This window comes from Nissabacter sp. SGAir0207 (genome assembly GCF_005491205.1).
Lineage (GTDB): Bacteria > Pseudomonadota > Gammaproteobacteria > Enterobacterales > Enterobacteriaceae > Chimaeribacter.
Window position 1 is genome coordinate 3,756,987 of record NZ_CP028035.1, and the last position, 20,806, is coordinate 3,777,792.

15 protein-coding genes are annotated in these 20,806 nt (G+C 61.4%); 6 read left to right on the top strand and 9 right to left on the bottom strand.

Annotated features, from left to right (window positions below):
• Positions 1 to 36 precede the first annotated feature (36 nt).
• Positions 37 to 2,133 carry a carbohydrate-binding protein gene (locus C1N62_RS16880; RefSeq protein WP_137764707.1) on the top strand — a complete coding sequence of 699 codons (2,097 nt, stop codon included), beginning with the start codon at positions 37 to 39 and terminating at the stop codon, positions 2,131 to 2,133.
• A gap of 382 nt (positions 2,134 to 2,515) precedes the next feature.
• Here C1N62_RS16880 and argH read toward each other — a convergent pair whose 3' ends face one another.
• The 4 genes from argH to argC all read right to left on the bottom strand — a co-directional run bounded on the left by argH (position 2,516) and on the right by argC (position 7,096).
• Complete coding sequence (gene argH, locus C1N62_RS16885; protein ID WP_137764708.1) at positions 2,516 to 3,889, bottom strand: argininosuccinate lyase; 1,374 nt, start codon at positions 3,887 to 3,889, stop codon at positions 2,516 to 2,518.
• Positions 3,890 to 3,984: 95 nt separating this feature from the next.
• Entirely contained in the window at positions 3,985 to 5,199 is a 1,215-nt protein-coding gene (locus C1N62_RS16890; RefSeq protein WP_137764709.1) for an argininosuccinate synthase, read from the bottom strand.
• A 46-nt stretch (positions 5,200 to 5,245) separates the two neighbouring features.
• Positions 5,246 to 6,019, bottom strand: a complete 774-nt coding sequence (gene argB / locus C1N62_RS16895; RefSeq protein ID WP_137764710.1) for an acetylglutamate kinase — start codon at positions 6,017 to 6,019, stop codon at positions 5,246 to 5,248.
• A 72-nt stretch (positions 6,020 to 6,091) separates the two neighbouring features.
• Positions 6,092 to 7,096 (bottom strand): N-acetyl-gamma-glutamyl-phosphate reductase, encoded by a 1,005-nt coding sequence (gene argC, locus C1N62_RS16900; RefSeq protein ID WP_137764711.1) that lies wholly within the window; start codon positions 7,094 to 7,096, stop codon positions 6,092 to 6,094.
• A gap of 220 nt (positions 7,097 to 7,316) precedes the next feature.
• Here argC and argE point away from each other — a divergent pair, with 220 nt between their 5' ends.
• Both argE and ppc read left to right on the top strand, forming a co-directional pair.
• Entirely contained in the window at positions 7,317 to 8,468 is a 1,152-nt protein-coding gene (argE, locus tag C1N62_RS16905; RefSeq protein WP_137764712.1) for an acetylornithine deacetylase, read from the top strand.
• Between the two features lie 221 nt (positions 8,469 to 8,689).
• The gene (ppc, locus tag C1N62_RS16910; protein ID WP_137764713.1) at positions 8,690 to 11,326 is read left to right on the top strand and encodes a phosphoenolpyruvate carboxylase; all 2,637 of its coding nucleotides are present in this window, start codon (positions 8,690 to 8,692) and stop codon (positions 11,324 to 11,326) included.
• A gap of 97 nt (positions 11,327 to 11,423) precedes the next feature.
• On the opposite strand, the gene metF is transcribed toward ppc, so the two are convergent.
• From metF to C1N62_RS23625, 4 genes are all read right to left on the bottom strand, one after another.
• The gene (gene metF, locus C1N62_RS16915; RefSeq protein WP_137764714.1) at positions 11,424 to 12,329 is read right to left on the bottom strand and encodes a methylenetetrahydrofolate reductase; all 906 of its coding nucleotides are present in this window, start codon (positions 12,327 to 12,329) and stop codon (positions 11,424 to 11,426) included.
• 234 nt (positions 12,330 to 12,563) lie between these two features.
• On the bottom strand, positions 12,564 to 14,999 hold the full coding sequence (locus C1N62_RS16920; RefSeq protein WP_137764715.1) for a bifunctional aspartate kinase/homoserine dehydrogenase II: 2,436 nt from the start codon (positions 14,997 to 14,999) through the stop codon (positions 12,564 to 12,566).
• 2 nt (positions 15,000 to 15,001) lie between these two features.
• On the bottom strand, positions 15,002 to 16,162 hold the full coding sequence (metB, locus tag C1N62_RS16925) for a cystathionine gamma-synthase (RefSeq protein WP_137764716.1): 1,161 nt from the start codon (positions 16,160 to 16,162) through the stop codon (positions 15,002 to 15,004).
• Between the two features lie 131 nt (positions 16,163 to 16,293).
• Complete coding sequence (locus tag C1N62_RS23625) at positions 16,294 to 16,353, bottom strand: hypothetical protein (RefSeq protein WP_370465602.1); 60 nt, start codon at positions 16,351 to 16,353, stop codon at positions 16,294 to 16,296.
• Between the two features lie 123 nt (positions 16,354 to 16,476).
• On the opposite strand from C1N62_RS23625, the gene metJ reads away from it, so the two are divergent.
• A complete protein-coding gene (gene metJ, locus C1N62_RS16930; protein ID WP_137764717.1) occupies positions 16,477 to 16,794 on the top strand; it encodes a met regulon transcriptional regulator MetJ in 318 nt (105 codons plus the stop codon).
• Between the two features lie 98 nt (positions 16,795 to 16,892).
• Here the strand turns inward: metJ and rpmE are convergent, their stop codons facing one another.
• Positions 16,893 to 17,108 (bottom strand): 50S ribosomal protein L31, encoded by a 216-nt coding sequence (gene rpmE / locus C1N62_RS16935; RefSeq protein WP_137764718.1) that lies wholly within the window; start codon positions 17,106 to 17,108, stop codon positions 16,893 to 16,895.
• 207 nt (positions 17,109 to 17,315) lie between these two features.
• Here rpmE and priA point away from each other — a divergent pair, with 207 nt between their 5' ends.
• Together priA and cytR are read left to right on the top strand one after the other, a co-directional pair.
• Positions 17,316 to 19,514 (top strand): primosomal protein N', encoded by a 2,199-nt coding sequence (gene priA / locus C1N62_RS16940; protein ID WP_137764719.1) that lies wholly within the window; start codon positions 17,316 to 17,318, stop codon positions 19,512 to 19,514.
• Between the two features lie 260 nt (positions 19,515 to 19,774).
• A complete protein-coding gene (cytR, locus tag C1N62_RS16945; RefSeq protein ID WP_137764720.1) occupies positions 19,775 to 20,803 on the top strand; it encodes a DNA-binding transcriptional regulator CytR in 1,029 nt (342 codons plus the stop codon).
• Positions 20,804 to 20,806: the final 3 nt, after the last annotated feature.

Genomic DNA, 20,806 nt, shown 5'->3' on the forward strand with positions numbered 1-20,806 from the left:
CATCCTTTATTTCAATGTCAGTAAAATGGAATTATCATGAAACTTAATATTATTTCTAAGTCGCTCATTGCACTCGGAATGGGTGCCTGTGCGGTCAATGCTTTTGCCCTGGAGGCCTGGAGTGGTCAAGAGGGTGGTACCACCTATGAGGTGATTTTTGACGGCGATGTCTACACCAATGCCTGGTGGGTCGGCGCCTCTAATTGCCCGAAAGATGCCAGCAACGACCAAGCAAACAACCCGTGGCGTTATCAGCGTGACGCGACTGCCGCAGAGATCGCGCAGTACGGTAACCCGACCTCCTGTGATATCAACGGCGGTGAAACCCCTACCTATGAGAACTTCAGCGTTGAGAAAAGCTACGCTGAAGGGACTATCGTAATCTGGCAGGATGCGACCTGGCAGGCAAAAGGCGCGATGGGGGCTTACTCCTTCACGCCGGGTGCCGGCAGCCCGTGGCAGCTCTACAAAGCAACCGAAACCTGGAACGCCAGCAAAACCTATAACAAAGGTGATGTGGTAACCATGAATGGCCAGAGCTATGAAGCGCTGTTCTACACCATCGGTGACAACCCGTCCGTGGCTGGCAACCAGAACCCGAACGGCAACAACGGCCGTCCGTGGAAACCGCTTGGCGCAACCAAGACCTACAGCGAGCAAGAGCTGAAAAAAGCACCGCAATTTAACGCCAAAACGCGTTACAGCGCTGGCCAGCTGGTTCAGTTCCAAGGCCAGCCGTATGTCTCCCAGAATACCGTACAGGCTGTCTCACCGACTGATGCGAACCTGTGGGCAAACTATAACGACTGGAGCGGCACCAAAGAGCGCGTAGGTACAGCGAAATCTCCGTGGCCGGCCCACGTCTACGCCCCGTACGTTGACTTCACCCTGAATTCCATCCCGGATCTGGCGACCCTGGCGCGTGAGCAGAACATCAACCACTTCACCCTGGCGTTCGTGGTTGCGAAAAATGCAGACACCTGTCAGCCGACTTGGGGTACTGCCTACAACATGCACGACTATGCGCAGTACAGCAAAATCAAGGCACTGCGTGAAGCAGGCGGCGACGTCATGGTCTCCATTGGCGGCGCAAACAACGCCCCGCTGGCTGCGGCCTGTAAGAACCCGGATGACCTGCAGAAGCTCTACTACGACATCGTTGATAACCTGAACCTGAACGTGCTCGACTTCGACATCGAAGGTACTTGGGTTGCTGACCATGACTCGATCCAGCGCCGCAACGAAGCAGTGAAAGCCGTTCAGGATCAGTGGAAAGCAGAAAAACGCACGGTGGCACTGTGGTACACCCTGCCGATCCTGCCGACCGGCCTGACCGCTGAAGGGCTGTATGTGCTGGAAGATGCACGCGCCAAGGGCGTGGAACTCTCTGGCGTGAACGTTATGACCATGGACTACGGCAACGCTATCTGCCAGTCTGATAATACCGAAGGTCAGAACATCCACGGTCAGTGCGCCACCTCCGCCATCGACAACCTGTTCAAACAGCTGAAAGCGATCTGGCCGGAAAAATCTGACGCACAGATCAACGCCATGATGGGCACCACGCCGATGATTGGCTACAACGACGTACAGGGCGAGGTGTTCTACCTCTCTGACGCCGATATGGTCATGAAACAGGCGCAAGAGCGTAACATGGGCATGATTGGTATCTGGTCGATGGCCCGTGACCAACCGGGTATAGCGAAACAGGTTAGCCCGGAGCACAGCGGCATGACGCCAGCGCAGGCACCGCAGTATGCCTACAGCAAAGTGTTCGCACCGTTTACCAACAACGTGGTCTATCCAGAAGGCATTAACTACTTCGGCATCGAAGTCGTTAAAAACAAGCCTGAGGTTGACTTGGTAATGCAAAAAGAGGTCGCGGCTGGCAAGAACGACTTCCGCATCTACCAAAACGGTACCTATATTGGTGAGTACTACAATGGCAAAGCCTATTACGGCGTCCATAAAGCCGACCCGGTCACCGGTGCAGTAACTGCCCGTTATGGCATTCCGATGGTGGCTGGCGATGTCATTGAACTGTATAAAACCAATGTGAAGCCGAGCTACCAGGGTAAAAATACTCTGCTGTATAGCCTGACTGTCACGCAGGATATGCTCGACAAGCGTTAATGATGTGAAGCCAGAAAAGGTAAAATCTTTCACGCTGGCTGATAACGCGATTAAAACCTTGGGCAGCGCCGCTGTCCAAGGGTGAAAACCGCGTTATGGTGTACAAAAATAATAAATATATGCGCGCCACGCTGGCAAAGGTTATTACAGCAGCGTGGCCCATAACGGTAATGACGTTACTCTCTTCTGCGGAGATAAAAATATCAACGCAGGCGAACAGTATAAGGTTATGTTGAGTTTTGGCGTCCCAGATGGGAAGAGAGAGCCAGCATAGAGTTCAAAGCCGTAACCGCGAAATAATTCCATTTATTTTATTACGCCATAAAAAAATAAAGCCCTGCATTGCAGGGCTTTTTTTATGGCGCAACGTTCGAACGCTTAATTACGCCAGACGCTGTTTCGCTTCCTGGATCGCCTGCGCAACCTGTTGCGGCGAGACACCGCCTTTGGCGGCACGCTTGTCCAGACAGGATTGCAGCGACAGGATCGGGTAGACGTCCTCGCCAATCACGCTGCTGAACTGTTGCAGGTCGGCAAGCGGCAGCGCTTCCAGCGCCACGCCCTGACGGATGGCTTCCACCACCGCCTCACCCACGATGTGGTGCGCCTCACGGAACGGGATGCCCTTCGCGACCAGATAGTCCGCCAGCTCGGTGGCGTTGGCGTAGCCCTGCTCCGCCGCCTCCTTGGTGCGCGGGCGTTTTACCTGAATGCCATCCAGCACCAGCGCCGCCATGTTCAGGCAGTCGAACCAAGTCTCGAGCGCGTCGAACAGCCCCTCCTTGTCCTCCTGCATGTCCTTGTTATAGGCCAGCGGCAGTCCCTTCATGGTCATCATGATGCCAGCCAGCGCACCCTGCACCCGCCCGCACTTGCCACGGATCAGTTCCAGCGCATCCGGGTTCTTCTTCTGCGGCATCAGCGAGGAGCCGGAGGTCACGCGGTCTGACAGCTCCACAAAGCCTGCCTCGCCGGTGTTGAAGAAGATCAGGTCTTCTGCGAAGCGCGACAGGTGCACCATGCTGATGGCGGCGTTGGAGAGCAGCTCCATCACGTGATCGCGGTCAGAGACGCTGTCCAGGCTGTTGCGGGTCGCCGAGGCGAAACCGAGCCAGCCGGCCAGTTGCTCACGGTCAATCGGGTAGGCAGTACCGGCCAGCGCGCCACAGCCCAGCGGGCTGACGTCGAGGCGCTTCAAGGTGTCATGCAGGCGGCTTTCGTCACGCGCCAGCATCTCCACGTAGGCCATGCACCAGTGGGCGAACGTCACTGGCTGGGCGCGTTGCAGGTGGGTATAGCCCGGCATTACCGCGTCCTGATTGGCTTCTGCCGTCGCCACCAGCGCCTGTTGCAGGTTCTGCAACGACAGCAGCAGTTCGGCGATCTGCGCCTTGCACCACAGCTTCAGGTCGGTGGCGACCTGATCGTTACGGCTACGGCCGGTGTGCAGCTTCTTGCCGAGATCGCCCACCTTGTTGATCAGCTTCTGCTCTACCCAACTGTGGATATCCTCGGCATCGCTCTGCACGATGGCTTCCGGGTTGGCGCGCACCTCTTCCAGCAGGAACGTCAATGCCTCCTCCAGTCGCTGCTGCTCATCCTGCGTCAGCACGTTGACCGTCACCAGCGCCTTCGACCACGCGACCGAGCCGACAATATCCTGCTCGGCCAGCCGGTAATCAAAGCGCAGGGAGTCATTGAGTTGTTTGAACCGTTGGTCTGCTGCTTGGGTAAAACGCCCGCCCCAAAGTGCCATAGTGTCCGTCCTTCTGTTTCATGCTGTGACTGACAGGGCGCCGTGGCGCCCTGTTAAAAAATTGGCTGACAGGGGCCGCTACCGGCCCCTGACGATTACTGCTTCTTCGCGTTCAGCGCACGGATGCGGGAAGAGAGCGAGAAGAGACGGATGAAGCCGCCAGCGTGGCTGTGGTCGTACACCTCATCTTCACCAAAGGTGGCGAACTCTTCTGAGTAGAGGCTGTTGGCAGACTGCTTCTGGATAGCGGTGGCGGTGCCTTTGTAGAGTTTCACCACCACTTCGCCATTCACCTCTTCTGCCAGCGTCTCCGCCGCAGCCTGAATGGACTGACGCAGCGGGGCGAACCAGCGGCCGTCATACACCACGTAGGACATCTCGTGGCCCAGCTGCTCACGCCATTTGAAGCTGTCACGGTCCAGCACCAGCTGCTCAACGCCACGCAGTGCTGCCATCATGATGGTGCCCCCTGGGGTTTCGTAGCAGCCGCGGGACTTGATGCCCACCAGACGGTTCTCGACGATGTCGATACGGCCCACGCCGTGCTTCACGCCCAGCTCGTTCAGTGCTTCCAGACACTTGAACGGGCTTAGCTCTTGGCCGTTTACGGCCACCACGCAGCCCTTCTCAACCTTGACGGTCACCAGCTCCGGCTGATCCGGTGCCTCTTCCGGGTCTACGGTCCAGGCCCAGCAATCTTTGTTGGCCGCGTTCCACGGGCTTTCCAGCACGCCACCTTCGGTGGAGATGTGCCACGCGTTCTCGTCACGGCTGTAGATCTTCTCCAGCGACGCGGTGGTCGGGATATCACGCTCTTTCAGGTAGGCCAGCAGCGCCTCACGGGAGCGCAGATCCCACTCACGCCACGGTGCCACCACTTGCAGCTGCGGGGCCAGTGCGGTGTAGGTGGTTTCGAAACGCACCTGATCGTTGCCCTTGCCGGTTGCGCCGTGGCACAGGGCGTCTGCGCCCACTTTCAGTGCCAGTTCCACCTGCGCCTTGGCGATCAGCGGACGCGCCATGGACGTCCCCAGCAGGTAGCTGCCTTCGTACAGGGCACCGGTTTGCAGCACCGGGTAGACGTAATCCTTGATGAACTCTTCACGCAGATCCACCACATGGCACTCTGACGCGCCGGTACGCAGGGCTTTTTTCTCAATCCCTTCCAGATCGCCGCGCTCCTGGCCGATATCAGCGACGAACGCCACCACTTCGCAATCGTAGTTCTCTTTCAGCCACGGAATGATTGCAGAGGTGTCCAGACCGCCGGAGTAGGCCAGAACGATTTTTTTGATGCCTTTGGTTTGCATGATGATTTCCTTGAAACAGAGTCGATATATTCGTTATAAGCCCGGATTAAGCCAGGATGCGGGTGCCGATGGCCACGCCGTTAAACAGGGCCGGCAGCTTTTCGGTGTTGCGCCAGCTGGCGATATCCACCGGGCGGCCCAGGGTGCGCGCCGCGTCCAGCGCGGCATTCACTTTCACCACCATGCCGTCGGTGATGATGCCCTGAGCGATCAGCTGCTCCGCTTTTTCTGCGGTCATCTCAGCGATGCGCTGTCCTTTGCCATCCAAAATGCCGCTGACGTCGGAGAGCAGAATCAGGTCTGCGCCCAGCGTTTCCGCCAGCGCGGTCGCCGCCTGATCGGCATTGATGTTCATCAGCTCGCCGCTCGCGGTGATGCCGATGGAGCTGACAATCGGCAGGTAGCCGGCCGCCAGCAGGGTGTTGAGCAGGTCAGGGTTGCCGGGCGCGGCTTTGCCGACATGGCCCAGCTCCTCATCCAGCGGGGTCACGCTGACCGCGTTGCCGTCGGCGAGGCTCAGGCCCACGGCATTGATGTTGTTTTTCAGCGCCCAGGCCAGCAGGGTTTTGTTGGCGGTGCCAGCCAGCGCACCGGTGATGATGTCGATCTGGTCAGCTGGCGTGACGCGCAGCCCCTGCTTCTTCACCACCGGCAGGGAGAGCTTCTTCATCAGCTCATCCACCAGACAGCCGCCGCCGTGGACGATCACTAGCGGGCGCTGATGCGCCTGCCGGTAGGCCACCAGCGCGCCAAACAGGCGCTCCAGCGCCTCTTCGCTGTCCAGCAGCACGCCACCGAGTTTGATAATTAATGGATTCATCGTTCGCCCCTCAACCTGTTGAAATCTTTTTGTCCAATATGTCCGGGCGCCGCCATGCGGCACCACTGGGAATTACAGCAGCGACTGGGTCTCCGGGAAACCGAAGCGCAGGTTCAGGCACTGCACCGCCTGGGCAGAGGCCCCTTTCAACAGGTTGTCCTCCGTGGCAACGACAATCAGATGCTCGCCCTGCACGGCAAAGCCGATATCGCAGAACGGCAGGCCGACCACATCCTTCAGCGCCGGCACCCCTTTCTCATAGAGGCGCACCAGCGGCTTGTGGTGGTAAGCCGTGTGGAACGCTTCCGCCACGTCCTGCGCCGTGACGCCCGGTTTCAGGCGGCAGGTGATGGTCTCCAGAATGCCGCGCGGGAAGTTGCCCAAATGCGGCGTGAAGATCACCTGACGGCCAAGGTGGCTGGCGATCTCGGGCTGGTGGCGGTGGGTAAAGATGCCGTAGGGCTGGAGGCTGGTCTCACAGACGCTGCTGGCGAGGCTGGCCTTGCGGCCCGCGCCGCTGACGCCGCTGGTGGCGTTGATCACCGGCCACTGCGCCAGATCGAGCAGGTCGTTGTCGATCAGCGGCTTCAGCGAAAGCTGCGCCGCCGTCGGGTAGCAGCCCGGCACCGCGATCAGCTGGGCATCTTTCAATGCCTCGGTGTTCCACTCCGCCAGGCCATAGACCGCCTTTTCCAGCCAGTCGAGGTGCTGGTGCTCAAAGCCATAGAATTCACTGTAGAAGGCCGGATCCTGTACGCGATAGGCGCCGGAGAGGTCGAATACCACACAGCCCGCGGCCAAAAACTGCGGGGCCAGATCGTGGCTGACCGCATGGGCGGTGGCGAGGAACACCACGTCCACGCCCTGTGCGGCGGCGGCGACATCCTCCAGCGGCTGCACCGGCAGATCGATGATGCCTTTCAACTGCGGGTGCAACTCGGAGAGCAATTTTCCTGCATCTGCACTTTGCGCTGAAACCATCAAACCGGTTATGTTCGTATGCGGATGACGATTCAGGTAGGTCGCGAGTTCCGCACCGGCATAACCACTGGCTCCAACAATCAGCGTATTCAACATGAGGGCCGTTCACCTTCTTAGTGATGGATGGCTGACGCAGCACGTCAGACGCTAATACAGGGTAGCGGGTTGCCAGCACTCTGTTGCCGTTCACCCGTGGCGTTGAGCCGGCGGTTTTTTGACCGGGCCGTTACCGGTTTCTTTCCGCTCAGGCTTACTGTATTTTTATTCAAAATAAATGCATGAATATTGATACTATCCTAACAAAGGGCTGTCAACAGTGAAGATGAAATTACCTCCTTTTATTGAGCTATACCGGGCGCTGATCGCCACGCCATCCATCAGCGCCACCGACAGCGCCCTCGACCAGAGCAATGAGGGGTTAATCACTCTGCTTGCTGGCTGGTTCCGCGATTTGGGCTTTGAGGTAGACATCCAGCCGGTGCCGGATACGCACAATAAATTCAATATGATAGCCAGCATCGGCAGTGGCAGCGGCGGCCTGCTGCTGGCTGGCCACACCGACACCGTGCCCTTTGACGATGGCCGCTGGACGCGCGACCCCTTCACCCTGACCGAGCATGAAAACCGCCTCTATGGCCTCGGCACCGCCGATATGAAGGGTTTCTTCGCCTTTATCCTTGATGCGTTGCGCGACATCGACCTGAGCAAACTGAATAAGCCGCTCTATATCCTCGCGACGGCGGATGAGGAGACCACCATGGCTGGCGCGAGCTATTTCGCCCGCTCCACCACGCTGCGACCGGAGTGCGCCATCATCGGTGAACCGACCTCGCTGAAGCCGGTGCGCGCCCATAAGGGGCACATGTCGAGCGCCATCCGCATCACCGGCCAGTCCGGCCACTCCAGCGACCCGTCGCGCGGCGTCAACGCCATCGAACTGATGCATGAGTCCATCACCCAGCTGATGGGGCTGCGCAACGCGCTGAAAGAGCGCTACCACCACGACGGCTTCGTCATTCCCTACCCGACGATGAACTTCGGCCACATCCACGGCGGCGATGCCTCCAACCGCATCTGCGCCTGCTGCGAACTGCATATGGACATGCGCCCGCTGCCGGGGCTGACGCTGTCAGACCTGAATGAGATGCTGAACCTGGCGCTCGAGCCGGTCAGCCAGCGCTGGCCGGGGCGGCTGACCGTCACTGAACTGCACCCGCCGGTGCCGGGCTATGAGTGCCCGGCGGAGCATCCGCTGGTCAAGGTGGTGGAGAAACTGCTCGGTACGCGCACCGAGATCGTCAACTACTGCACCGAGGCGCCCTTCATCCAGCAGATCTGCCCGACGCTGGTGCTCGGCCCCGGCTCCATTGAGCAGGCGCACCAGCCGGATGAGTATCTGGACATGGGCTTCATCCAGCCGACGCGCACGCTGCTAACCCAGGTGATCCACCACTTCTGCCACGGCTGACCGCCACGGCATGGCGCGCAGATTAGTCAGGCTGATAACCGGCGCGCTGTAATTAAATTTCAACAGATTTGCCGCCAAAGGGCGTTTTAGGAGTAAGGAAAACGCCGCTTTTAAGGTACATATAGGGGTAGGCTGCGCGGCCGATGACGTGATGCACGGGCGAGGCCTTACGGGTGAAAGTTACTTACAAAACAAGAAACGAGAGAAACAGGTCAGGGTCTATGAACGAACAATATTCTGCAATGCGAAGTAATGTCAGTATGCTCGGCAAACTGCTCGGTGAAACCATTAAGGAAACACTGGGCGAACACATTCTGGATCGCGTCGAAACCATCCGTAAGCTCTCCAAGTCATCCCGCGCCGGCAATGAGGAGCATCGCCAGAAACTGCTCTCCACCCTGCAAAACCTCTCCAATGAGGAGTTGTTGCCGGTCGCCCGCGCCTTCAGCCAGTTCCTTAACCTGACCAACACGGCGGAGCAGTACCACAGCATCTCGCCGAACGGCGAGGCCGCCAGCAACCCGGAGGCGCTGGCCCGTTTGCTCACGCGCCTGAAAGAGAACAGCGTCACGCAGGATCAGCTGCGCGACGCGGTGGACAACCTCTCCATTGAACTGGTGCTGACCGCGCACCCGACCGAGATCACCCGCCGCACCCTGATCCACAAGATGGTTGAGGTGAACACCTGCCTGAGCCAGCTCGACCACAACGATCTGGCCGACTACGAGCGCAACAAAATCATGCGCCGCCTGCGCCAGCTGATCGCCCAGTCCTGGCACACCGATGAGATCCGCAAACACCGCCCGTCGCCGATTGATGAGGCCAAGTGGGGCTTTGCGGTGGTGGAAAACAGCCTGTGGGAGGGCGTGCCGGCCTTCCTGCGCGAACTGAATGAGCAACTGGAGAGCGCCATCGGCTACCAACTGCCGGTGGAGGCCAACCCGGTACGCTTCACCTCCTGGATGGGTGGCGACCGCGACGGCAACCCGAACGTGACCGCCGAGATCACCCGCCGCGCCCTGCTGCTGAGCCGCTGGAAAGCCGCTGACCTGTTCCTGCGTGACATCGCGGTGCTGGTGTCGGAGTTGTCGATGTCCGAGTGCACGCCCGAACTGCGCGCCCGCGCTGGCGGCGATGAGGTACTGGAGCCGTACCGCGAGATCGTCAAGGGCGTGCGTAGCCAGCTCACCAAAACCCAGACCTATCTTGAGGCGCGCCTCAAGGGCGAGCACGCGGTGCGTCCGCATGACCTGCTGGTGCAGAACGAACAGCTGTGGGAGCCGCTCTACGCCTGCTACCAGTCGCTGCACGCCTGCGGCATGGGCATCATCGCCAACGGCCAGTTGCTGGACACCCTGCGCCGCATCCGCTGTTTCGGCGTGCCGCTGGTGCGCATCGACGTGCGTCAGGAGAGCACCCGCCACACCGAGGCGATCGCCGAGATCACCCGCTATCTGGGGCTGGGCGACTACGAAAGCTGGTCAGAGGCGGACAAGCAGGCCTTCCTGATCCGCGAACTGAACTCCAAACGCCCGCTGGTGCCGCGCCAGTGGGAGCCAAGCGCCGAGACGCTGGAGGTGCTGGAGACCTGCAAGGTGATCGCCGAGGCACCGCAAGGCTCCATCGCCGCCTATGTCATCTCGATGGCGCGCACCCCGTCGGACGTGCTGGCAGTGCAGCTGCTGCTCAAAGAGGCGGGCTGCCCATTCCAAATCCCGGTCGCGCCGCTGTTTGAGACGCTGGATGACCTGAACAACGCCGACACGGTGATGACCCAGTTGCTGAACATCGACTGGTATCGCGGCTACATTCAGGGCAAGCAGATGGTGATGATTGGCTACTCTGACTCAGCCAAGGATGCTGGCGTGATGGCGGCCTCCTGGGCGCAGTACCGCGCGCAAGAGGCGTTGCTCAACACCTGCGAAAAAGCGGGCGTGGCGCTGACCCTGTTCCACGGACGCGGCGGCTCGATTGGCCGTGGCGGCGCACCGGCCCATGCTGCCCTGCTCTCCCAGCCGCCGGGCAGCCTGAAGGGCGGCCTGCGCGTTACTGAACAAGGCGAGATGATCCGCTTCAAGTTCGGCCTGCCAGAAGTGACCATCAGCAGCCTGGCGCTCTACACCGGGGCGATTCTGGAGGCCAACTTGCTGCCGCCGCCAGAGCCAAAACCGGAGTGGCGGCGTGTCATGGATCTGCTCTCTGACGTCTCCTGCACCATGTACCGCGGCTACGTGCGGGAAAACCCGGACTTCGTGCCCTACTTCCGCGCCGCCACGCCGGAACTGGAGCTGGGCAAACTGCCGCTCGGCTCGCGCCCGGCCAAGCGTCGTCCGAATGGCGGCGTGGAAAGCCTGCGCGCCATCCCGTGGATCTTTGCCTGGACGCAGAACCGCCTGATGCTACCGGCCTGGCTGGGCGCGGGCGCGGCGCTGCAAAAAGCGGTGGAAGAGGGCAACCAGGATGAGCTGGAGACCATGTGCCGCGACTGGCCCTTCTTCTCCACGCGCATCGGGATGCTGGAGATGGTGTTCGCCAAGGCTGACCTGTGGCTGGCGGAGTACTACGACCAGCGGCTGGTGGACACGTCACTCTGGCCGCTCGGCAAGCAGCTGCGTGACCAGCTGGCCAGCGACATCAACGTGGTGCTGACCATCGCCAATGACGATCACCTGATGGCTGACCTGCCGTGGATTGCCGAATCCATCGCGCTGCGCAACGTCTACACCGACCCGCTGAACGTATTGCAGGCGGAGTTGCTGCACCGCCTGCGCCAGCAGGAGGAGTCCGATCCGCAAGTGGAACTGGCGCTGATGGTCACCATCGCGGGCGTCGCCGCCGGGATGCGCAACACTGGCTAAACGGGTGGTTGAACGGCACAGGACGCCTGCGGGCGTCCTTTTTTATGCGCCAAAAACAGCCGGGGCCGCACATGGCGGCCCCGGTGGCAAGCGGGAATCAGGCGTGGGCTGGCACCGCCGCCGGGCGGATGCCCAGCGTGTGGCAGATGGCGTAGCTCATCTCGGCGCGGTTCAGGGTGTAGAAGTGGAAATCTTTCACACCCTCACGGCTGAGGATCTTCACCATGTCCATCGCGATGTTGGCGCCCACCAGCTTGCGCGTCTCCGGGTCATCATCCAGCCCTTCGAACATGTGGGTCATCCACTGCGGCACCCGCACGTTGGTCATGGTGGCGAAGCGCTGCAATTGCTTGAAGTTGGAGACCGGCAGGATGCCCGGCACAATCTCCACATCAATGCCAGCGGTGACGCAGCGGTCACGGAAGCGCAGGTAGCTCTCCACGTCAAAGAAGAACTGGGTGATGGCGCGGCTGGCACCGGCGTCGATTTTGCGCTTCAGGTTGATCAAATCCGCCTGCGCGCTTTTTGCCTCCGGGTGCACTTCCGGGTAGGCGGCCACCGAGATGTCGAACTCCCCCACCTCTTTCAGCAGCGCCACCAGATCGGTCGCGTACATCTCCGGCTTGCCGCCGTGCGGGGGCAGGTCGCCGCGCAGGGCCACAATGTGGCGGATGCCGCTCTCCCAGTAGTCGCGGGCGATCTGGCGCAACTCGTCGCGGCTGGCGTCGATGCAGGTCAGGTGCGGGGCGGCTTCCAGCCCGGTGCGATCCTTGATCCCTTTGATGATGCTGTGGGTACGGTCGCGCTCGCCGGAGTTGGCGCCGTAGGTGACGGAGACGAATTTCGGTTTCAGGCTGCTGAGGCGGTCGATGGAGCTCCACAACGTCTCTTCCATCTCGCTGGTACGCGGCGGGAAGAACTCAAAGGAAACATTAAATTGGCCCTGAAGCTCCGACAGGCTCTGGTTCAGCGCGTCCCGTTGGTTTGCGTGGAAAAAACTCATGCCCCTACCTCATCAATCACTGCGTTGTCGTTGTCACCGCTCTCTCATCGTTAGCGTCATAAGCGTCTAGACGTCTAAACGGATGGATAGAAAATGACGGAGATTGCTCAAAGAGTCAACTGAATAATGTGTAGTTTCCGTGATTAATCTTCACGCAAGTTGAAAAAAATTCAAGGGGAAATGGGCTGGGGAAGAAAACGCCTTCGGCCGCGCTGGCAGAAGGCGTTGAAAGGATTAGAGAAGTCGCGCGAGGCGATTGAGGTCAGACTGGATGGCCCCGGCGGTGACGTCACGGCCCGCACCCGGCCCGCGGATCACCAGCGGGTTATCGCGATACCAGCGGCTCTCAATCGCGAACACATTGTCGCACGGCAGCAGCGCGGCCAGCGGGTGCTCCGGGCGCACCGCTTCCACGCCGACGCGCGCCTTGCCGTTGGCATCGAAGCGGGCGACGTAGCGCAGCACCAGCCCCATCTCGTTGGCGGCCTCCAGACGCTGCACCATCTGCTCATTCAGCGCGTCGCCGTTCTCAAAGAACTGATCCACGCTACCGGCGGCGCAGTGGGGTGGCACCAGCGACTCCACGCGCACCTGATTCGGCTCGATGTCATAGCCCGCCTCACGCGCCAGAATCACCAGCTTGCGCATCACGTCCTGACCCGAGAGATCGTCACGCGGGTCTGGCTCGGTCAGCCCCTGCTGCCACGCCTGATCCACCAGCTCGGTGAAGGGCACGGTGCCATCAAATTGCAGGAACAGCCACGACAGCGTGCCGGAGAAGATGCCGCTGAGCGCCAGAATGGAGTCACCGCTGTCACGCAGGTCACGCACCGTGTGGTTGACCGGCAGGCCCGCGCCGACCGTGGCGTTGTAGAGCCAGCGGCTGCCGGTCTTGGCGAAGGCATCGCGGATCTGGCGATAGTTGTCGCTGCACGACGCACCAGCCAGTTTGTTGGCGCTGATGACGTGGAAGCCGTAGCTGGCGAAATCCAGGTACTGGTTGGCGAGGTTCTCGCTGGCGGTGACATCCAGCACCACCAGATCGTCGTAGGGGTGGGCGCGCATCCAGAGGAACAGCGACTCCTCATCGTGCTCGCGCGCCTCATCATCAAAGAAGGCCAGCGCGCGGCTGGCGTCCAGCCCGTCGTAGCTCAGCAGGCTGCGGCGGCTGTCCACCACGCCAGCCAGCACAAACTCATAACCGCTGCGGGCAGAGATATTCTTCTGCTCCCGCGCGAACAGCTCCAGCCAGCGCGACCCGATGTTGCCTTTGCCAAACAGCATCAGGCCGATCTGCTTCTCGGCGCGGAACAGCGAGTGGTGCAGCCCTTGGATCAGGTGCTCGGTCGGGCCGACGCGCAGCACTGCCACCAGACTGATGCCATCCTCCGCCTGCCAGACAAACTCCACCGGCTGGTCTTTCAGCTCCTGATAGAAGCGGTGGCTGTGCAGCGGGTTCTTGCAGACGCCCGCCCCCACCAGCGCCACCATCGCCAGCCCCTCACGCAGGTGCAGTTGGCCCGGCAGGCCAGCATCCTCCAGTACGCGCAGGGCGCTGTTTACCACCTCGGAGGTGTAGCAGAGCTGCACCAGATTGCGATCCGGGTGCAGGCCGGTGGCCAGCGGCTTGATCTGCGCGCGCTTGAGCACCAGATCCAGCTCCCGCTGCGCCAGCGCGAAGTCATGCTGCGGCGGCACGTGGAACTCCACCAGACAGATGTCATCATGGCTGGTGACAATCTTTGCGCCGGTGCCGGAGGCCAGCACGCGCTCAATGCGGGTCGAACCCTGCTCCGGCTGATAGCTACAGCGCAGTTGCAGGTCGATGTCGCTGCCGGAGACCGGCTGTAGGGTGCGGGTGTGCAGCACCGGCGCGGCCAAGCGTGCCAGTTCGCTCGCCTCATCCAACCGCAGCAGCGGCAGCAGGCAGGCATCTTTTACCTTGCGCGGGTCGGCGCTGTAGACGCCAGCCACGTCGCTCCAGATGGTCACCCGGCTGACACCAGCCAGCGCGCCAATCTGCGTGGCAGAGTAGTCACTGCCGTTGCGGCCAAGCAGCACGGTTTCGCCCGCATCATTGCGGCAGATAAAGCCGGTCACCACCAGATACTGGTTCGGGTGTTGCACCAGCAACTGTTGCAGCAGCGGGTAGGAGCGCCCCTCGTCCACCTGTGGCTGTGCCGCCCGCTCGGCGCGCAGGAAGTCGCGCGCATCCAGCCAGGCTGCGGGGTGATCCAGCGTGTTGAGCACCGCCGCCATCAGGCGGGCCGACCAGATCTCGCCGTGGCCGACCACTTCGGCATAGACCGCGTCGGTGATGGTGCCATCCAGCAACCCCGCCAGACGCTCCAGATCATGAATGAATTGCGCCGTCAGCGCCTCGGCCTGCGCCGACGGCAACAGGCCGGCGATCAGCTCGCTCTGGTAACGGCGCAGCGCTTGCTGCACCTGATGGGCGGAGAGCCGATCGCTCTGGCTGAGTTTCAGCCAGCTAATTAGCTGGTTGGTGGTACTGCCCGCTGCCGATACCACCATCACGTCGCCCGGCCGCGCATACTCCGTCATGATCCCGGCGACGCGCAGGTAACACTTCGCATCCGCCAGGCTGCTGCCACCAAATTTGTGTAACTGCCGGCTTCCGGCCGGCGCTGCTACCGCAATTGCATTCATGTTTACCTCGTTGCCGCCGCCTGGAAGGCCTGTTCCAGATCGGCAATCAAATCTTCACTGTCTTCCAGCCCCACGGAGACGCGCAGCAGGCTGTCAGAGATCCCGGCTGCTTTACGCGCTTCTGGCGCCATGCCCGCGTGGGTCATGGTCGCGGTATGGGAGATCAGGCTCTCGACCCCGCCCAGCGACTCGGCCAGCGTGAACAGCTGCAGCGCTTTCAGGAAGCGGCGCAGCGTTGGCTCGTCGCCATCCAGCTCGAAGCTCAGCATCGCGCCAAAGCCCGACTGCTGGCGGCAGGCGATCTCATGCCCGGCATTCTCCGGCAGGGAGGGATGATACAGCTTTTTCACCAGCGGTTGCTGGGCTAAATAGTCAACGATCGCCTGCGCGTTGGCCTGCTGCTGCTTGATGCGCGGCGACAGGGTACGGATGCCGCGCAGCAACAAATAGCTGTCGAAGGCCGCGCCGGTGACGCCAATGTTATTGGCCCACCACGCCAGCTCGGTGGCCAGTGCCGGGTCTTTGGCGACTACCGCACCCGCCACCACGTCAGAGTGGCCGTTCAGGTATTTGGTGCAGGAGTGCACCACCAGATCCGCTCCCAGCGCCAGCGGCTGTTGCAGCGCCGGGCTGAGGAAGGTGTTGTCCACCACCGTCAGCGCGCCAGCCGCGTGGGCGGCCCGGCAGATTGCCTCGATGTCCACCACGCGCAGCAGTGGGTTGCTTGGGGTCTCAATCAGCACCAGTTTCGGCTGCTCCTGCAACGCCTCCGCCAGCGCCGCCTCATCACCCTGATCCACAAAACGCACCCGATACGCGCCGCGCTTGCTCAGGCTGTCAAACAGGCGGTAGCTGCCGCCGTAGCAGTCGTGCGGGGCCACCAGCAGGTCGCCGGGCTTCAGGAAGACGGTGCACACCAGGTGGATTGCCGACATGCCGCTGCTGGTCATCACCGCGCCCGCGCCGCCCTCCAATCCCGCCAGCGCGCGCTGCACCACATCGCGCGACGGGTTGCCGCGGCGAGAGTAGTCATGGGCGCGCGGCTCATTGAAGTCGGTGAAGTTGTAGGTGCTGGACAGATGGATGGGCGGGACAACGCAGCCATACTGCTCGTCATCGTTCAGGCCGCTGCGTACTGCGATGGTTGCTTGCTTATGCGTCATGTGGTCTCTCCCTGACGGGATGCTGAAGGATAGGGCCTAAAGATTAATCGCAGGCGCAATAGACGTCAATACATCTGGACATCTAAACTTCTTTGCGTATAGATTGAGCAGAGCAGGAATAACCGCTAAAATTATAGCGTTTTCAAATGTGCGTGGCATGACAGGCAGGTTTCATTCGGTCGGCGGCGCAACAGTGATGCAGCGCCAGATTGCGGCGATTTTTATCAAGATTGGTTTAGTGAGAACAGTGAAGATCGGGCATAATCAGCCGGTTTTTAGAATTTTATATTTTTCCGACAAATTTAAGGTGTCCCATGGCTGAGTGGAACGGCGAATATGTCAGCCCTTACGCTGAACACGGTAAAAAAAGCGAGCAAGTCAAAAAAATCACGGTGTCCATCCCGCTGAAAGTGCTGAAGATCCTGACGGATGAACGCACCCGTCGCCAGGTGAACAACCTGCGCCACGCCACCAACAGTGAGCTGTTGTGCGAGGCCTTCCTTCACGCCTTTACCGGCCAACCGCTGCCGAACGATGATGACCTGCGCAAAGAGCGCAGCGATGAGATCCCGGAAGAAGCGAAAGTGATGATGCGTGAACTGGGCGTGGACCCGGATACCTGGGAATATTGAGCCACACGGCGGGCCTGTCCTGCCGTGCTGCCAGCGTCGCTGGCCTCAGAAATGCAAAAAGGCGCCCAAGGGCGCCTTTTTCGTCGTACGGGCAGAACTTACTTCTTAACGCCCGGTACGCTGAAACGCTTGTTGAAGCGGTCAACACGACCACCGGTAGCCACGTCACGTTGCTTACCAGTGTAGAACGGGTGGCATGCGCTGCACACGTCCAGGTTCAGGTCGTGGCTCATGGTAGAGCGGGTTTTGATGACGTTACCACAGGTGCAAGTGATGGTAACGGCTTCGTATTTCGGGTGAATACCTTGTTTCATGGGAAAACCTCAGTTAAGGCCGCGTCGCTATCCAGCCTTGTTCCGCCAGACACCACGCGTAGTGGATAAAATTAGGTTTTGATAACATCAAAATGTATCAAAGGCGGCGAATCATACAGAAAGTGACCGGCCGATGCAATCGCACCCACACATTTTGAGGGACACAGTGTACACTATCTCGACATTTTTTAACAGTCCGGACACCTGATGCCTGTCGTTCATACTGCCCTGCCCGTTCCCCTCAACCGCACCTTTGACTATCTGTTGCCTGACGATATGCCGCCCGTCGTCGCCGGGGCGCGCGTGCTGGTGCCCTTTGGCAAGCGGCAGGCGGTAGGGATTGCGGTCGGCGTCAGCGAAGAGAGCGAACTGCCGCGCGAGCAGCTCAAGCCGGTGCAGGCGGTGCTGGATCACGGCAGCCTGTTCAGCCCGCAGATGTGGCGGATGCTGCACTGGGCCGCTGGCTACTACCACTTCCCGATTGGCGAGGTGCTGTCCCATGCCCTGCCGGTGCTGTTGCGTCAGGGCAAGGAGGCGGAACTGCCGCCGCGCTGGCAGTGGTTCGCCACCGAGAGCGGCCAGCAGACGCCGCCGGAGAGCATCAAGCGCGCGCCCAAGCAGCAGCAGGCGCTGGCGGCACTGGTGCAGGGGCCGGTGTGGCGCGATCAGGTGGCGGAGGCGGGCGTGACCGAGCCAGCGTTGCAGGCACTGCGCGCCAAAGGGCTGGCCGACCTGCGCGCCGTGGCGGCAGGGGTGGCAGACTGGCGGCCCGGCTTCCAGGTGCTGGGCGAACGGCTGCGGCTGAACACCGAGCAGGCCACCGCGGTCGGCGCGATCCGCAGCGAGGATGAGCACTTCACCGGCTGGCTGCTGGCTGGCGTAACCGGCTCCGGCAAGACCGAGGTCTATTTGAGCGTGCTGGAGAATATCCTCGCCGCTGGCAAACAGGCGCTGGTGCTGGTGCCGGAGATCGGCCTGACGCCGCAGACCATCGCCCGCTTCCGCGAGCGTTTCAGCGCGCCGGTGGAGGTGCTGCACTCCGGGCTGAATGACAATGAGCGGCTGGCGGCCTGGGTGCGCGCACGCAGCGGTGAGGCGGCCATTGTCATCGGTACCCGCTCCGCCCTCTTCACCCCCTTCGCCCGGCTGGGCATCATCATTATTGATGAGGAGCATGACAGCTCCTACAAGCAGCAGGAGGGGTGGCGCTACCATGCGCGTGATCTGGCGGTGTGGCGCGCGCACGCCGAAAACGTGCCGATTGTGCTTGGCTCCGCCACGCCCGCGCTGGAGACGCTGCACAACGTGCAGAGCGGCAAGTACCGCCAGCTCACCCTTGCCCGCCGCGCCGGTAACGCCCGACCGGCGGCGCAGCACCTACTCGACCTGAAAGGGCTGCCGCTGAAGTCCGGCCTCTCCCAGCCGCTGCTCAAGCGGATGGGCGAGCATCTGGCGGCTGGCAATCAGGTGATGCTGTTCCTCAACCGGCGCGGCTACGCCCCGGCGCTGCTCTGCCACGAGTGCGGCTGGATCGCCGAGTGCCAGCGCTGCGACCACTACTACACCCTGCACCAGCACCTGCGCCAGTTGCGCTGCCACCACTGCGACAGCCAGCGCCGCGTGCCCTACCAGTGCCCGCAGTGCGGCTCCACCCAGTTGGTGCCGGTGGGCGTCGGCACCGAACAGCTGGAGCATGAGTTGACGGAGATGTTCCCGCTGACGCCCATCACGCGCATCGACCGCGACACCACCAGCCGCAAGGGCGCGCTGGAGCAGCACCTGGCCGATGTCCACCGTGGCGGCGCGCGCATTTTGATCGGCACCCAGATGCTGGCGAAGGGCCACCACTTCCCGGACGTGACGCTGGTGTCGCTGCTGGATGTGGATGGCGCGCTCTTCTCCGGCGACTTCCACTCCGCCGAGCGCTTCGCCCAGCTCTACACCCAGGTCTCTGGCCGTGCCGGGCGCGCTGGCAAGCAGGGCGAGGTGATCCTGCAAACCCACCATCCGGAGCACCCGCTGTTGCAGATTCTGCTCCAGCAGGGGTATGACGCCTTTGCGCGCCAGACGCTGGCCGAGCGCAAGAGCGTCTTTTTGCCGCCTTTTACCAGCCATATCCTGATCCGCGCCGAAGATCACGATAACCAGCAGGCGGCAGAGTTCCTACAGGCGTTGCGCGCCCTGTTCGAAGCCAGCCCGCTGCGCGATGAGTCGCTGTGGGTGCTTGGCCCGGTGCCCGCGCTGCAACCCAAGCGCGGCGGGCGCTTCCGCTGGCAACTGCTGTTGCAGCACCCGACACGCCGTGCCTTGCAACAGCTGATGGCGCACACCGCGCCGCAGATCGCCGCCCTACCGGCGTCGCGCAAGGTGAAATGGTCTGTGGATGTCGATCCCATCGATGGTTGACAGCGCAGGGACTAACGCCATAAAAGATGCGGGGTGCGTCGTAAAAGTGTTCACCCGTCACACTTTTTATGCAAATTAGGTAATAAATCTCAGCCGCAAACTGTTTAGAATGGGGTAATGTCACCACCCTGCCGTGACGCTTTCAGCCTAAGGGAACCGGGCATGAGCCACAAAATGAGACGTTGCCCGCCCACGATGGCGCGGCAGCATGATTTTTCAGGTAGTCGCGCTGGCCTGCCGCCGGTGCAAGGAGAGACGCGTTGGAAGTGAAGAAAGAAGTCCCGATGGCAACCATGAAGGATGTGGCGGAGCGGGCCGGGGTCTCCACCGCGACCGTCTCCCGCGCCCTCATGAATCCTGAAAAGGTCTCCGCCCCGACCCGGCAGAAGGTTGAGCAGGCGGTGCTGGCCGTTGGGTACTCCCCCCATGCCCTCTCCCGCAATATCAAACGCAGCGAGTCCCGCACCATTCTGGTGATTGTGCCGGACATCAGCGATCCCTTCTTCGCCGACGTCATCCAGGGCATTGAGCGCACCGCCGCCGAGCATGGCTATCTGGTGCTGATTGGCGACTGCGCCCAGCAGCAGCAGGAGGAGAAGACCTTCATCAATTTGATCATCACCAAGCAGATTGATGGGATGTTGCTGCTCGGCTCCAACCTGCCGTTTGACGCCAGCAAGGAGGAGCAGCGCAACCTGCCGCCGATGGTGATGGCCAATGAGTTCGCGCCGGAGCTGGAGCTGCCGACGGTGCACATCGACAACCTCACCGCCGCCTTTGAGGCCGTGCACTACCTGCACCGGCTCGGGCACCAGCGCATCGCCTGCATCGCCGGGCCGGAGACCATGCCGCTCTGCCACTACCGCCTGCAAGGGTATGTGCAGGCGCTGCGCCGCAATAACCTGTCGGTGGAGAGCCACTACGTGGTGCGCGGCGACTTCAGCTATGAGGCTGGCGCGCAGGCGCTCGCCACCCTGATGGCGCTGCCGCAGCCGCCGACCGCCATCTTCTGCCACAACGATATGATGGCGATTGGCGCGCTCTCGCAGGCGAAAAAAATGGGGCTGCGCGTGCCCTATGATGTGTCGCTGGTGGGCTTCGATGACATCCGCCTCTGCCAGTACAGCGACCCGCCACTCACCACCGTCGCCCAGCCACGTTTCCAGCTCGGCCGTCAGGCGATGCTGCTGCTGTTGGAGCAGTTGCAGGGCCACGCGGTGCAGAGCGGCTCCCGGCTGCTCGACAGCGAATTGGTGGTGCGTGGCAGCACCGCAGTGCCTAAGCGCTAGTCA